This is a genomic window from Imbroritus primus (assembly GCF_964332355.1).
GTDB lineage: Bacteria > Pseudomonadota > Gammaproteobacteria > Burkholderiales > Burkholderiaceae > Imbroritus > Imbroritus primus.
The window spans coordinates 2,079,256-2,094,708 of sequence record NZ_OZ201293.1; the positions used below are offsets into that span (position 1 = coordinate 2,079,256).

Consider the following 15,453-nt stretch of genomic DNA (forward strand, 5'->3'; position numbering starts at 1 on the left):
CCTACACCCGGCACGCGCCTTTGGCTGTGGGCAAAAACCATGAGCCTGCATCGCCATGCGGCCCATCTGTCACTCGCCAGTGCCCGGTTGTGACGCCTCGCTTCTTCAAGCCACCGGCGTGCCGGGCCGGAAGCGCACCAGCACCCGGCATCCGCCCTCGGGCCGGTTCATGATCGACAGCGCACCGCCAAGGCTCAGCGCCCGCTCGCGCATGATGCTGGTGCCATGGCGGTTATGCGCGTCTGCTGCCGGGTCGATGCCAAGGCCGTCGTCCTCCACGGAAATGACGATCTCGCCGCCCGTATCCGGCGCCAGCTTCACGGTCGCCTGCGTGGCACGGGCATGGCGCACGATATTCGACAGCGCTTCACGCACAATCTGGACGATATGAAATTCTTCATTGGCACTCAACTGGCAACCCTTTAGGCGGTTGTCCAGCAGCATTACCACGCTGCTGCGCGCGCCATATTCCTCCAGCGCCTCATCCAGCGCCACAGTGAGCCCACCGACATTGATCTGCGCGCGGAACGTGGTAATCAGTTCGCGCAGCTTGCGATACGCGCCGTTCAGGCCGTCGCGCAACTCCTCAGCCGCGCCGGCTACCGCCTCGCGCTCGCTGCCGCGTTCCAGCATAGCCTGTAGGCGGCTGACCTGGATCTTGCTGAACGACAGCGATTGCGCCAGCGAATCGTGCAACTCCCGCGCCATGGCCGTGCGCTCTTCGATCAACGCCACGCGCCGCCCTTCGCGCGTACGCTGGGCATGCCCGATGGCGACGGCCAGATGGCGCGCCGCCAGCCCTGCCAGGCGTGCGTGGTGTTCCGGGTGTTCGGGCAGCAGATCGCAGACCAGAAACAGATGGCCAAAGACCTCACGCCCCTCCACGATGGCCACGGCCACGCCGTAACCGGCAGACGCGTCGTCCGCAAGCACTCCGACAGGCGGCAGTTCGAACGCTTCATACGGACCGCTGACCACTACGCCGCGCGCATGCTCCAGTTGCGCCCAGCCGAGCGTGCCGGCATGGAACAGCGCCGGTACCTGCAGGAACTCGCTGGCTTCGTCACTCAAACAGATGCCACAGGCGCGCACGGGCACTGTGTCGACCAGCGCCTGTGCCACTTCCTCCAGCGCCTTCTGGCCTGGCATGGGTCCGGAGAGCGCAGCGAGCATGCGCTCCACCAACTGCAGCGCGGCATCTCCGCCAGCATGGACTGGCCCCTCCTCGCCACCCTCGGGCGCGCTGCCTGTGAGGGCACGGCGCAAGCGCAAGCCGATCAACAGGCCGCCGGCGGCAACCACGAACAATGCGATCCGCACCATGATGTCGATGCGCAGATGGCGATCGAGTTCTTCAGCGGTTGCCAGTGCCGCCGCAGCTACCTGTTGCTGTGCGCCCAGCATGTCCTCGCGCACTGTCGCGGGCATCGCCTCGCGGAATGGCACGTCGGCGAGCAGCGTGCGTGCATCCGCGAGCCACTGGAGGCGTGCAGCATCACCGCCGGCCTGGTCAGCAGGGGAGGCTGAAGAGGGTGAGGCAGATAATGACGCAGAAGGTATTGTGGAAGGCGCTGAAGACATGGCGGCAAGCAATGCTGCGCGCTGTTGCAGTGCAGTCGCATCGGCAATGAATCTGACTGCGTCATGCGTCCACGCCGCAGTCAGCACCGGCTGTGCGAGCAGGGCGAGCGCGGCAAAGAGGGCGACGCCCACGACGATGGCCCAATGGCGCACCCGCACGCGTTGCCGGGCCAGCAAAAGCAAGTATGATAGCGGGGCGCGTTGGGTAGCCATGCCGGAATATCCTGCTGTAGGTTCTGCTGCCGATCCTGATGATTCGCGCATTTCAGCCTGGTATCGAGTCTGACGAAAGATCGGACGGATAGGAGACGCAATGCTGACAGTCTGGCTGTACCTGACCGGCGCGCTTGCTGCCTGCGGGTACGCGATCGGCGCAGCCATGGGTTGGATCCCCTCGACGACACCGCTTGCCGCCTTGTGCCTCGGCGTGGCGCTGGCTTTCGTCCTGACCGCCGAATTCGCCAACCGCCGCGCCCATCGCAACGCGTTTGCCGGCCTGCGCGTCCTGGGCGGCCGCGCGCTGCCGCGCGAACACGATTACCGCGCACTGGTCAACCGCGTCGACGATGTCATTTTCGAGACCGACACGGATGCCACGCTGACGTTTCTCAGCGACGCATGGAAGAACGTCACGCTGCTCGATGTGCAAGCCTGCCTGCATACCCCGTTGTTCCGCTATCTCCATCCGGACGATCATGCCCTTAACCGCGAGCAGTTTCTCACACTCCTGTCGAATCGCGGTGGCCCAGGCCGCTACGAAACGCGCCTGATCAACCGCGATGGCCAACAGTGCTGGGTCGAGTTGCGCATCCGTCCGTTGACCGACCGGCGCGGCACTGTGACCGGCATCACCGGCGTCATGTCGGACATCCAGTCGCGCAAACGCGCCGAAGATATCCTGCGCGCCCGCGACCGCGGCCTCTCGACCCTGCTCGATCACCTGCCCGGCATGGCATTCCGCTGCCGCAACGACCGCAGCTGGACCATGGAATTCGTGAGCGACGGCTGCTTCGACCTCACCGGCTACGAAGCCGTGGACCTGCTCAACCAGCCGTCTTACGAAAAATTGATCCATGCCGAAGACCGCCGCTACGTGTGGGACTATGTGCAGAATCAGCTGGCACAGGGCAAGGCGTACCACCTCCGGTACCGCCTGCGCACGCGCGAAGGTCAGGAGAAATGGGTCGACGAACGCGGCCGTGGCGTGTTCGCCGGAGACGGCGCACTGCTGGCGATCGAAGGCTTCGTGTCCGACATCAGCAGCCAGAAGCGCGAGGAAGAGCGCGTCGAGCGCGAGCCGCTGCGCGACACACTCACAGGTCTCAAGAGCCGCGCCCTGCTGACCGACCGCATCACGTCGGCCATGGAACAGCAGCGGCCATTCCTGGTGCTGTGCATCGACATCGACAATCTCAAGCGCATCAACGAACGGCATGGCCGTGCCACCGGCGATGCGCTGCTGCGCGGCGTCGGCGAGCGTCTTGCCACGCTGTGTGCCAGCGGCCTCGCCGCAGCCCGGCACGGCGGCGACGAGTTCGCCATCCTCGCGCCCCTGGATCACCCGCTGCCGGGGGCTCCGGGGCTGCCGCAATTGACGCATCAGGCAGCCGCGACGCTGCACGATCCCCATACGGCCGGCGTACTGCACGGCCTCGCGCTGGCGGACCGCATCGCGCGTCTCCTCGAACGGCCATTCGTGATCGCCGACCGCACGCTCTCGCTCACGGCCCGTATCGGCATCGCCCTGAGCACGGACAAGCACGCCGACGCCGGTGCCGTGCTGCAAAGTGCGCTGCATGCTGCCTATTCCGCGCAGTGGAGCGACACTGGCAGCGCCGTGCGCTACGCTTTTGCGGGGGATGACGTACGTCAGGCAGCGCTGGCATGGCGCCACTCCGCCGCCGAGTTCGCGCGCGAATTCAATATGACGGATCTGTCCGGCCTGTCGGTGACGCTGGCGCGCGTCATCGCCGCACCGCGAGGGGCACAAGACGCGCCAGCTACGCTGCCGGACTGGCGTGAAGCCCGGCTGCAATGGCACAGCCCACGCATCGGCATCGTGCCAACGGCTCACCTGTTTGCCCATGCCGCCGCCAACGGCACACTCGGCGTGCTCGCCGAAGCCGCCACGCGCCTCCTGTGTATGCACGCGCTGCCGCAACTGCAAGCTGGCGAGCGCCTGTGCCTGTGCTTCGAAGACGCCCTGCCCGACCACGCCTTGCTGCTGGGCGTGCAGCACGGCCTGCAGGCCACTGACGCGGGAACGAGCGCCACGTGCGACATCCTGCTTGGCGTGCCGGCCCTGCCGGCTGCAGGTGTAGCCCCAGGCGCGGCAACCCCCGCGGAACCCCTCACAGCAAACCTCGATACGGCCTTCACCACGCTGCGCGAGGCCGGGGTACGAATCGGCATCGACATCACGATACTCGGCCATGCGAACGAGATTCCTGCGCCGGACTGGCTGGGCCGCGCCGACTACTGGCGCATCCGGTTCGATGCAGCGCAGCCGCTGCCAGCGCGACTTGCGCGCATGATCGAGACCGCCGCCGCACGCGGTATTCCCGTGGTGGCGGCAGGCGCGACAACGCATCCGGCCGCCCTCGCCTGCACCCACTGGACGGTACCGGACCACCTGCACCAGGCAAGCGCATGAGCCTCGCGCCATCGCGTCAGAATGTCCGCTTCAGCCCGATGATCCAGTGCGCCTTGCCCAACCGCTTGCCGTCCGCCACCCATAGGTCGCGGTCGGCATTGGTGCCGGTATAGGCAAACGACGCCGACCATCCTTCACCGAAGGCCTTGGTGACGCCCACGCGCCAGTCAGTGTAGTTGTAGGCGCTGTAGTGGCGCACGAACTGGCGGCCGATATGCAGGCCGAGCGTGACCTCGTACGGCAGCGGCACGTCCGCATTCAGCTCGATATAGCCCGAGCCGCGCGAGCTGCCCTGGTTGGTGCCCATCGATGCGCTGTTGTAGCCGAAGAAGTCGGTCAGCGTATGCGAGTACTTCAGTGTCAGGATCTTCCAGCCCACCGAGCCATAGGCTTCGAGCGTGTTGTACTTTTCGCGTGTGCCAGGCAGGCGGGGATTGCCCGGATAGTAGAACTGCAGCAGACCGGCATCAAAGCGCCAGTCGCCGGTGGACCACGCATAGCCACCATAGAAATCCGTCTCCAGGCTCGCATCGTTGATGGCCTTGGAACTGACATTGGTTCCCCACACACCGAGATACAGGCCGCTGGCGTGCGCATAATCGAAACCGCCCTGGATCGCCGGGCGGTTCTGCGTATAAGTCATGCCACGGAAGACATAGTTGCTGATCAGTCCGACATTGGCAGTGAAGGTATGGGGGCTGGCTGCGGTAGCTGGCTCCTGCGCCAGCCCGGCGGTCGATACGGAGAGTGCTGCGCTGGCGGCCAGGACATGAAACAGGGACTGCCGGGTACGGCGGACGTGCTGTGCGTGCATGGGGAACCTCTCAACGTAAGGCGGGCGGCCAGACCGCCCGCATGTGGGAATGTGAGAATCAGAAGTGACTGCGCAACTCTTGCCCGACCTCGAAGATGTCGCCGACGATGCCGTACTTGGCAATCGTGAAGATGGAGGCCTCGGGATCGGTATTCACGGCGACGATGGTGTCCACGTGCTTCATGCCGGCCATGTGCTGCACCGAACCGGAGATACCCATGGCGATGTACAGCTTGCAGTTCGCCGCCGTCTTGCCGGACTGTCCGACCTGGCGCGACTTGGGCAGCCAGCCGGCATCGGCGATGGGGCGCGAGCAGCCGAGCGTGGCCTGAAGGCTGTCGGCCAGCTCCATGAACTGCTCGACGTTGTCTTCCTCGCCCACGCCGCGCCCGATCGACATAATGAAATCGGCACCCGGAATATCCACGTCATCCGCCGCCGCCGGCTCCTCGAAGCCGAGGTGCTGGCTACGTGCCGTGACGGCCGCCGCGGCCTGTGACGAGACCGTGGGTGCGCCGGCCGTTTCCACCGGCTTGTAGGAGCCAGGCCGCACCGTCAGCAGCACCACCGCGCGCTCCGGGAACTCCACTTCCACGTTCACCTTCTGCCCGTAGCCGGAACGTGTGGCTACCCAGCCGCCGTCCTTCTCGATCTTGAACACGTCGGTGGTAAAGCCGTAGCCGCCCCGCACTGCCAGCGGTGCGGCGTAGCCGAGCGTATCCACGCTGTGCGGCACCAGCACCAGCGACGGAGTGCGCGCCTCGATCAGCGCGCGCACCGAAGCTTCGTACACATCCGGATCGAAATCGTTGCCGGCCGCCGCCATGGCGATGATCTCGTCAACGCCCTCGAGCTTCAGCTGCTCGACATACGCCGCGGTATCCGCGCCGATGACCGCCACCCAGACTGGCTCGCCCGTGGCAGCCTTGAGCGCCGTGGCCGCGGCCACCAGCTCGCGGCTGACGGGGCGCAGTTCACCCTTGCGATATTCAGTCACTACCAGAATGCCGCTCATTTATGCTTCTCCTCGAAATTCCTTGATCAGTTGCGCGAGCTTCGCTGCCTGTTCGGCCGGCGTGCCTTCGATCATCTGGGCACGGCCACGCTCAGGCACGTACATGCGGCGCACGCGCGACAACGAGCCAGCAACGCCAAGATCGCCCGGAGCTACGCCGAGCGCAGCGGGTTCCAACACTTCGATCTCGCGGGATGCCGCCTGCTTGATGCCGCGCAGCGAGGCGTAGCGCGGCGTGTTGATACCGAGCTGCAGCGTCAGCACGGCCGGGCACTCGACGCGTACCTGCGCGTACAGCCCCCCTTCCAGTTCGCGGCGCACGGTGGCGGTGTTGGCGCCTGGCTGGTACTCCAGCGCCGCAACCACGGCGGCATGCGGCGCATCCAGCAACGCCGCCAATGCCATACCGGTGGCGCCGTAGGCATGGTCGGAACCCTGCACGCCAGCAAACACCAGCGCGGCGTTCTCGCGGCGTGCCAGCGCTGCCAGAACCCGTGCCACGGCAATCGGATCCGCTTCCTCGAGCGCATCGCTCCAGATGCGGATGGCGCGATCCGCGCCCTTGGCCAGGCACTTGCGCAACTCTTCATCGGCACTGTCCGGGCCGACCGTCACGACCACCACTTCGATGCCTTCGCCACCTGGCCCTTCCTTCAGGCGCATGGCTTCCTCGAGCGTGTAGTTGTCCCATTCGTTGAGGTCGTGCAGCAGGAAATCGGGATCGACATCGCGGCCATCGCCGCGCATCTCGAAGTCCTCATCCAGCGCAGCCACCTGCTTGATCGTCACCAGTATCTTCATATTGTCTCCATCGTCCTGAGTGGTGCCGCCCGTTCCTGCCGAGGCAGGCAAAACGCCTCCCCGGCCTGTCGGGCGAAATGCGCGAAAACACGGAAACGCACCTGCGAGTCCGGGTCGTTGCGCATGCGCCAGCGGTCCGCATCGGTGAGATGCGGATGGTCCACCAGCAACGCGCGGTGCAGCGCATAACCATCCTTGCGCAGCATCAGCAGAACGCTGCGGCTGGCATGGCGGTTGAGAATGACGGCCCGGCGCACGTCCGGGCTGTCGTGCCTGGCCAGGGCGGCCAGGCGTGTCGGCGAGACCTCGCGCTGCTGCGCAACGCCTGCCAGCACATCGATATCGGTGCTGCGCGCCAGGCGCCGCACCAGCTGTACCGAAATATCGTGGCGATACGCCACGCCGGCCTGGACCCATGGCACCGGATCGAGGCTGAGACGTTCAAGCAACTCCGGCGGGCAGGCAGGATGCCGCGCCACGCCCCGCCGGACATCGGCCTCGGCATCGCCTGCCAGCCGGGTGAGCCGGTCGACAGGGCATGCAGCATTGCGCGCCACGGTACGCCGTACCCAGACATCGGCATCCTCCAGCAGCCAGTCCACCAGCCGTGGCGGCAGATCGGCGCGGCCAGCGATGGTCCGGCGCACGCCGGCATCGCGGTCAAAACACAATGTGAGCAAGGCGGCCATGGGCAATGCAGCCTGCGCCGCCGCCGCGCGCCGCACGGCGGCATCGCCATCGGCCGCTAGGCGGGCCAGCAGATCGGCCGATGTGCGCACCTGACGTGCCAGGGATCGGCGCTCAAGCACCCCATCGGGCAACCGCGTCAGCAAGCGCGCCGGGCATGCCGGATGCAGGAGGATCTGGGCGCGCACGGCCGGCTCCACGGTGGACTGCCAGAGTGTGTCGAGCGTGCGGGCGTCCGTGGCGAGGTTGACGGCCAGCAGGCGCTCGAGCCCTGCGGGATGGCGCCGCTCCAGATCGGCCAGCAGTTCCGGGGCAACCCCGGTGTTCTCGCACAGCGCGCGCAGCACAGGCGGCGTGGGATTGCAGCCCGCCAGCGCCGCCAGCACCATGCGCGGCGTATTGGGATGCCGCGCCAGCAGCTCGCAGGTGCGCGCACTGCGCGCCGCATCCCAGACATGTGCCAGCGCATGCGCGGGCGTGGCGGGGTTGCGTGCCAGCCGTACCAGCACCATCTCGTCGTGTGCGCAGCGCTGTGCCAGCGCGCTCAGTACACTGGCTGGCAGGAACGGCGCAGCGGCCAGTTGCAGGCAATCGGCACGGGCCTGGAACAGGCGCTGCGCCAAGGCTTCGCGGTGCCCTCCTGCGGCATGCGGGTACAGGGCCGCCGCCGCAAAGGGATCGCTGCAGCTCCGCGCACGCCGCAGCAGCTCGAGCCAGTGCCGGTGCGAGATCGCCATGGACGTGTGCGCTCAGGCCACCACCAGCGGCGCGCCGGCATCCTCGGCGGCAGGCGTACCGCTATCGTCGGCATCGCCGTCCACCATCTGTTCGTCGAGCGCCTCGCTGATCATTTCGATCAGTTCGCGCACCACGAACTTGCCTTCGTAGCCGGCCGTCTTGAGGGCATCCTCGAACATCGTCAGGTCCTTCGGGCAACAGACGACGAAGACCTCCAGCCCGTCGATCCCCGCAGCCTCCTTGATACGCATCTGCGAGGGCTTCTCCACACCAACCGGATCGGGCATCCAGATACGCCCGCCGCCGGCGCCGCAACAGAACGAGTTGTCACCGTGGCGCGGCATCTCGACCAGATCGCAGCCAATGGCCTTGAGGATGTCGCGCGGCGCGTCGTAACCCTTGTTGAAGCGGCCCAGGTGACACGGATCGTGCAGCGTGACGCGGGAGCCGAGCGGCTTGCGGATGGTCAGCTTGCCTTCGCGCAGCATGCGCAGCACGTAGCTGGTGTAGTGCTCGATCTCGTATTGCCCGCCGAACTCCGGATACTCGTTGCGAATGGTGTTGTACGAGTGCGGATCGGTGGTGACGATGGTCTTGAAGCTGGCCGTGCCGAGCGTGGCGATATTGGTTTCCGCCAGCAGCTCGTACAGCCCTTCCTCGCCAACCCGCCGCACGTCATTGCCAGCATTCGATTCGCCCTCGTACAGCAGGCCGAAGTCGACGCCTGCGTCATGCAGCAGCGTGGCAAATGCCTGGCTCACCTTCTGGTTGCGCGGATCGAACGACGCGTAGTCGCCGACGAACCACAGCACGTCCACCGGCTCCTTGCGCGCATCCTTGACCGGGAACGGCAGCGCCTTGGTCCATGCGGCGCGTTTGCGCTTCGACTCGCCGAAGGAGTTGCCGGTCTTGTGGATCGTCTGCAGCGTCTTCTGCAGTTGCGGTTCCATGTCGCCATCCTCGACCAGCTTGCGGCGCATCTGCACGATGATCGGCACATGTTCGACGGCCACCGGGCAGATTTCCACGCAGGCCATGCAGGTGCGGCACGACCACAGCGTTTCCATGAACACCTGGCCGCCGTCCTTGCCGTGCACGCTCAGCTTGACCTCATCCGGCAGCGCGTTCTTCTGCAAGGCTTCATTGGCAAACTCGCGCAGCGACAGGATCACGTCGCGCGGCGACAGCGGTGCGCCCGAGGCATTGGCCGGGCAGGCCTCGTGGCAGCGGCCGCACTTGGTGCAGGCATCCAGGTTCAGCAGGTGCTTCCAGGTGAAATCGGTGATGGCGGTGTAGCCCACCTTTTCGCTGTCCGCCGGCTGGCGCGGCAGGCGTTGCGCGGCCAGCGGGTCGCGGAACATCAGCGAACCCGAGGAGGTGAAGATGTGCTTGACCTTGGTAAAAGGAATCAGCGCGATCAATGTCAGCGCGATGATGCCGTGGAACCACCACAGGCCGCTGCGCAGCATGCCTGCGCCCTCGGCGCTCAGGCCGCCGGCGCGCAGGACCTCAGCCAGGGCCGCGCCGAACGGCGACCACCAGCGCAGGTCCCACACTTCGGGCCGCTCCTGCAGCCACACCAGGCGTGCGGCCTCCAGCAGGTAGCCGGTGATGCCGATGATGATCAGGGTCCAGAGAAACGCCCAGTCCTCGCGGCGATAGCCGCTGCGGTCGTAATCGGGATCGCCGGGCTTGCGGTCCGGGCGCTTGTAGTCGAGCTTGGGCGGCTTGATCCAGCCACGGCGGACCATCATGTACAGCAGGCCCGCGATCATCGCCACGCCGGCAAAATCGAGCACCAGCGAAAACCACAAGTAGAAATCGCCATGCCAGAACGACAGGCCGAACAGCTTGGACGTGATGTCGTAATCGACGGTAATGGTTGCAGTACCGATAAACAGCAGCGCAAAGCCATAGAAGATCATGCGGTGCGCACGGCCGGCAGCGGGGTCGCGGCGCATGATAGTGCGGTGGCTCGCCACCGTGCGGCACATCTGCAGGAAGCGCTCGCCGAGCGCCAGCGGCACGCCGATGGGCTGGCCGCGCCGGTACTTGCGCACCTGCACGAATACGCCGTAAAAGAACACGCCAATCGCACCGAACCCCAGCAGGTAGAACAGTACGATGGCGTGTGAGGAAAAACCCTCGAACAGGATACGTGTGACCTGGACCGGGTCGAATGTGTCTGCAGAAAACATGTGGCAGCTTCCGTCTCGTGCGGTGAGGCACGGGCGGCCCCGCAGAGCCGCCCATGCAGTACTACAGGGGCGAACCAGGAAGGTCAGACCTTGTACATGATTTCGTACTGGCCGTCCTTGAGGTACGGCACGCCCCACACCGAGACTTCACGGCGGTACGGCAGCGGGAACTGTGCCTCGGCCTCCTCGATCTCGCGCGCCAGACGCTGGCCAGTGAACGTCGCATCCGCGATCAGACGCGGCGCTTCCGCATCGCCGATCAGGTACACGTCCTTGATGCCGTTCTCGGCCCACTGGCTTTCCACTTCCTTCAGACCGCGGTACAGCGCATCGTTCGACTTGCGGCCCGTGACCAGCACCAGCGAATCGAATTCCAGCCAACGGTGCGACTTGTTCTCGTCGCGCGGGAGCTTGCCGGGGCCGCGATAGGTACGCTTCGAACCGTCGCCCCAGATGTTGTAGACCTCGATGCGGCCCGGTTCGATACGGCTGGCAAAGTGGTCGCCCATCTCGTGGACGCCCAGCTCGTGCAGGCGGCGCATCATGTTCGGATACTCAAGCGTGAAGTGCATGTAATTGGCCAGATGCACGCCGCTGACGATAGTCACCTCGTGGCCGGCGACAGCCAGCTTCTCGGCCAGGCTCGGCGCCATGAAGTAGGTGTCCGCATTGAGGATCACCACGCGCTTGCCGATCTTCTTGTTGCCGGCGATCACCTGTTCCGGTGTGAGCTGGTCGTCGCGCGAGGCATCCGCGCCCGGGATCGGAGCATGCGACAGGCAGTTCGTGCCATCCGTGACCCAGTGCGAACCCGTGGCGATCACCACCTTGTCGGCGCCATACTCGAGGACGTCCTTCACCGTCATCGGCTTCTGGCCAAGCGCGAGCTGGCTGTGCTTATTCTTCTTGAGCAGCTTGTTGATCTGCGTTTCGCGGTAGTCGCGGTGGTAGCCCCATTCGCCCAGGCCCGGCAGCGTGATGACCTGGTTCAAGTGGCCGCCGATCTTCTCGGCTGTGTCCACCAGGTGCACGGCATGGCCGCGCTCCATCAGCACGCGCGCGCACTCCGACCCGGACGGGCCAGCACCGACGATCAGCACGGAGTCATCCGACTTGGCCTTGGCGAATTTCTCCGGGTGCCAGCCGCGGCGGTATTCTTCGCCAGCCGTGGCGTTCTGCGTACAGATCATCGGAGGACCGCCGATCTCCCAGCGCGAGATGCAGACGTTGCAACCGATGCAGACGCGGATGTCATCGATGCGGCCTTCCTCGATCTTTTTCGGCAGGAACGGGTCGGCAATCGACGGACGCGCGGCGCCGATGATATCGGCGATACCCTTGGTGACGATCTCGGTCATCTTTTCCGGATCGGTGAAGCGGCCCACGCCCAGCACCGGCTTCTTCGACACTTCCTTCATGAAGCGCGTCCAGGGGATCTGGTGACCTTGCTGGTAGAAACGCGACGGGCCGGCATCCTCGCCCCACTCGGCGATATCGCCGACGTCCACGTCCCACAGGTCGACCAGGCTATCCGCCATTTCGACGAACTTCATGCCTTCGTTCTCGACTTCGATGCCAGCCACGCCGTACAGCGAATCGAGCGCATAGCGCGTGGCGATGGCGCAGTCGTCACCGACGGCGCGGCGCACCTTTTCCAGCGTCTCCAGCCAGAAGCGGGCGCGGTTCTCCAGCGAGCCGCCGTACTTGTCGGTACGCTTGTTGTAGTACGGTGAGAGGAACTGCAGCGGCAGGTAGGAGTGCGCGCCATACACATAGACGATGTCAAAACCGGCGTCGCGCGCACGATAGGCCGCATCGACGTAGTACTGCTGTACCTGCTGGATGTCGCGCAGGTCCATTTCCTTGCAGTACGACAGCGTTTCGAATTCCGAGGCGTACTGGCTCGGGCCGCGTGGCGTGGCGCGGCTCTCCAGGCAAGGCGCGTGCGCGCCGCCGTACCACATCTCGATGCCGGCCAGCGCGCCGTGGCGATGCACCTCATCGGTCATGGCGCGCAGGTTGCGCACGTCACCTTCGTCCCAGATGCGCGCCGAGACGCGCATGGTGTCATCCGACTCGGGGTGGATCGAGCAGTACTCGGTATTCATCGCCGCCCAGCCGCCTTCCGCCTTCATCGAGCGGTGCGCCGCCTGGAAGCCTGGCAGGTTGGAACCGGCGCCGATACAGTGCGGGACCTGATAGAAACGGTTGCGCAGTGTTTTCGGACCGATCTGGATCGGTTCAAACAGAATGTCGTAGCGTGGGTCGCGGGCCATGGTTTTGTCTCCAGCCGATTTATGGGGACGCTCGATGCGTCATGTCAGCGCGGAACTGGCCTGCTCCGCGCCAGTGGGAATCATTCCGGGGCGGTGCCGTTGCTCAACGGGCGGCCATCATCGAAGCGGCTGAGCCAGTCGATGACCGCACCGCGATAGCGGGTCAGGCCCTTGTAGTCCGCCAGTTCGTCCGGCAGGCTGCGCAAGACACGATGCATGCGCGCAGCCCACTTCGGCACGGTGGCGAGTTCATTCATGCTGATCAGGTAGCAGCGCACCCCAAAGCCGATGGCATGACTGCGCGGCAGGCGGAACAGCGTCTGCAGCTCGACGCGCAGATGGGCAAGCTCGCCGGCGTTGTCTGCGGTAACCTTGCTGCGGTCAGCGCCCCAGTGCGGATACTGTTCGGGCGAAGTATCAAGACGCGGATTGACGGTCATGGTCCAGTTCAGGCGCCGTACCGGCGCACCGGCCTGCAGGTTGAGCAGGAACTTGAGTGCGCGGTCGATGATGCCCATCTCGTGCACCATTGGCACCGGGCCATGCCACTCGGAGAAGGTCATGCCGAGATCGAAATCAAGCGACCAGTCGGCTTGCGTGGTGACCACGCCAGCATCCATGTAGAGGTTGTCGTGACGGTGGTCCATCAGCACCCAGTCGCCCTGCACCTGGCGCATGATGTATTCCATGGGCGCATACGGCAGCGTCTGCACATCGCCGAACACGAAGGATTGCTCGATCCCCAGCAGGCGGTTGTGCCAGTGCCAGCGCGCGCCGTCGCGACGCAGGCCGAATTGCGCGGGATAACTGGCCGCGAGCGACGTCATCATCAGTTCGAGCGAATCCCACTGCGCGGCCATCATGTGCGGCAAGGCCTGGCAGCGTCCCGGATCCGCCTCCAGCACCAGGGCGCGCTCGCGGCATTCGCCGATGTAGTGTTCATCGATATCGAATGGATGCTCGAGCACAGATCCAACCGGACCGGCCACATGCGGCTCGATGTTCACCGAGTACATGTACTGGTCTTCATGGAACGGAAACGGAAAGCGGCGAATGGCCGCCGGACTGTTGGCGTAATGGAAGCCGTCGCGAAAAACCTCGTCGTGCTTGTATTCGATCTGCATCGCATCGGCTCCTTACAGCGCCAGCACCAGCCGCCGGCAACGGGCGCGCGACACGCATGGCATGATCCTGCTGCCGCTGGCACGCACCTCGGGTGAAAGATAGTGGTCGTTGTGCTGCAGCTCGCCATCGAGGTCGAGCACGCCGAGTTCGCATTGGCCGCATACGCCGCCGCGGCACAGCGAAGGCGCGTCGACACCCGCGGCTTCGATGGCTTCGAGCAGGCTGATATCCGCGCCGACGTGCACCCGGATGCCGCTATGCGCGAGCTCGACATCAAATGGTTCGCCAGGGGGCGGCGCGCTGAACTGTTCCCAGTGCACATGGCTGTCCGCCCAGCCGGCCGCACGGGCAGCCGCGCGGGTCGCCTCGATCATGCCGGCCGGCCCGCAGACATACACGTCCGTGCCGAGCGGCTGACCGCGCAGGACTGTGCTCATGTCGATGGTCTGGCCACGATCCTCGAGGTAGAGGTGCAAGCGCTCGCCTGCCAGATCACGAAGATCGTTAGCGAGTCCGGCATGTGAGGCATCGCGGACGGCGTAGTGAAGTTCGAAGTCCACCGCCAGGCGACGCAGCTCAACGATGTGGGCGAAGAACGGCGTGATGCCGATCCCGCCCGCCAGCAGGATGTGCTTGCGGCGCGTACGCACCAGTGGAAACAGATTGACTGGTGCGGAGATGCGCAGCACCGTGCCCTTGCGCACCTGCTCGTGCATGAAGCGCGAACCGCCACGGCCTTCATCGACACGCCGCACACCGATCTGGTAGTAGCGCGTCTCGTCCGGCGCGCTCATCAGCGAGTACGGATTACGGTGCACGCGGCCCGCGCCCTGCATCTCGACCACGATATGGCTGCCGCCGGAGAAGCACGGCAAGGCGCAGCCATCGGCATGTTCGAAAGTGAAGCGGCGGATCAGCGGCGTGACTGTCTCGATCTCCGCGACGCGGACAGGAATCCCCTGGCCCGCCTTCATGCTGCCACCTGCGTTTCGGCATCGGCCATCACACCCATGAAGGCGGCATGGCGGCGCGAATAGTGGTCGCGTACCAGCAAGTCGCGCCCGCAGCCGCAGCAGGTGACCTGCGGCGTGTGGACGCCCTCGCTGAATGTGCGGCAATGGATACAGTAGACGCGGCGCAGCGTGGGACCCGCGCGCTCGCACTGGATCTCGGCGGGATCGAGGCCATAGCCTTCCGCTGCCCGTACCACACTGGCAAGGAATTCCTCGCTACCGGCGGCATACAGGCGCAGGCCCATCGGCAGCCCGGCCAGCGCCGTTTCCAGAACGCTCAGCAGATGCGCACGGTCGGCGCAGCATTGTGTCGCGCGACAGGCCTCGGCCAATAGCGCGAACTGGTTATCACTACCGGCCGGTACGTACAGCACCTGGCAGGCATCGCCGCACCCGGCCCGCGTCACGGCAGCGACCAATTGTCGCCCGGCCCCCGCGCCGGTGCCCTGGCACACGACCAGATGGTGTGTGCCGCCGGCATCGAGTTGCAGGGGCTGGTATTGCGGCATGCTCTTGATTCCCGTAACCAGCATGGCAGTCTCCTTGCGGATG

General features: G+C 65.5%; 11 protein-coding genes. 1 reads left to right on the forward strand and 10 read right to left on the reverse strand.

The genetic code is table 11. The features are described from left to right. Window positions 1-105 precede the first annotated feature (105 nt). A complete protein-coding gene (locus ACQ3C8_RS09515) occupies window positions 106-1,794 on the reverse strand; it encodes a histidine kinase (RefSeq protein ID WP_428851405.1) in 1,689 nt (562 codons plus the stop codon). Window positions 1,795-1,894: 100 nt separating this feature from the next. Here ACQ3C8_RS09515 and ACQ3C8_RS09520 point away from each other — a divergent pair, with 100 nt between their 5' ends. Further along, a complete protein-coding gene (locus ACQ3C8_RS09520) occupies window positions 1,895-4,234 on the forward strand; it encodes a sensor domain-containing diguanylate cyclase (RefSeq protein ID WP_428851406.1) in 2,340 nt (779 codons plus the stop codon). Between the two features lie 16 nt (window positions 4,235-4,250). On the opposite strand, the gene ACQ3C8_RS09525 is transcribed toward ACQ3C8_RS09520, so the two are convergent. The 9 genes from ACQ3C8_RS09525 to ACQ3C8_RS09565 all read right to left on the reverse strand — a co-directional run bounded on the left by ACQ3C8_RS09525 (window position 4,251) and on the right by ACQ3C8_RS09565 (window position 15,434). Continuing rightward, complete coding sequence (locus ACQ3C8_RS09525; protein ID WP_428851407.1) at window positions 4,251-5,048, reverse strand: TorF family putative porin; 798 nt, start codon at window positions 5,046-5,048, stop codon at window positions 4,251-4,253. A gap of 58 nt (window positions 5,049-5,106) precedes the next feature. After that, window positions 5,107-6,063, reverse strand: a complete 957-nt coding sequence (locus ACQ3C8_RS09530) for an electron transfer flavoprotein subunit alpha/FixB family protein (protein WP_428851408.1) — start codon at window positions 6,061-6,063, stop codon at window positions 5,107-5,109. Beyond that, window positions 6,064-6,864 (reverse strand): electron transfer flavoprotein subunit beta/FixA family protein, encoded by an 801-nt coding sequence (locus ACQ3C8_RS09535; RefSeq protein ID WP_009521631.1) that lies wholly within the window; start codon window positions 6,862-6,864, stop codon window positions 6,064-6,066. After that, window positions 6,861-8,288: a hypothetical protein gene (locus ACQ3C8_RS09540; protein WP_428851409.1), complete on the reverse strand. Its 1,428-nt coding sequence runs from the start codon at window positions 8,286-8,288 to the stop codon at window positions 6,861-6,863. Before ACQ3C8_RS09540 ends, ACQ3C8_RS09535 begins: the two co-directional genes overlap by 4 nt. 12 nt (window positions 8,289-8,300) lie before the next feature. Beyond that, window positions 8,301-10,487, reverse strand: a complete 2,187-nt coding sequence (locus ACQ3C8_RS09545; protein WP_428851410.1) for a heterodisulfide reductase-related iron-sulfur binding cluster — start codon at window positions 10,485-10,487, stop codon at window positions 8,301-8,303. Between the two features lie 83 nt (window positions 10,488-10,570). Further along, entirely contained in the window at window positions 10,571-12,763 is a 2,193-nt protein-coding gene (locus ACQ3C8_RS09550) for an FAD-dependent oxidoreductase (protein WP_009521628.1), read from the reverse strand. An 80-nt stretch (window positions 12,764-12,843) separates the two neighbouring features. Then, a complete protein-coding gene (locus ACQ3C8_RS09555) occupies window positions 12,844-13,887 on the reverse strand; it encodes a heme-dependent oxidative N-demethylase family protein (RefSeq protein WP_428851411.1) in 1,044 nt (347 codons plus the stop codon). Between the two features lie 12 nt (window positions 13,888-13,899). Then, the gene (locus ACQ3C8_RS09560; protein WP_428851412.1) at window positions 13,900-14,862 is read right to left on the reverse strand and encodes a PDR/VanB family oxidoreductase; all 963 of its coding nucleotides are present in this window, start codon (window positions 14,860-14,862) and stop codon (window positions 13,900-13,902) included. Then, window positions 14,859-15,434 (reverse strand): dimethylamine monooxygenase subunit DmmA family protein, encoded by a 576-nt coding sequence (locus tag ACQ3C8_RS09565; RefSeq protein ID WP_428851413.1) that lies wholly within the window; start codon window positions 15,432-15,434, stop codon window positions 14,859-14,861. The genes ACQ3C8_RS09560 and ACQ3C8_RS09565 overlap by 4 nt, the downstream gene beginning before the upstream one ends. Window positions 15,435-15,453 lie beyond the last annotated feature (19 nt).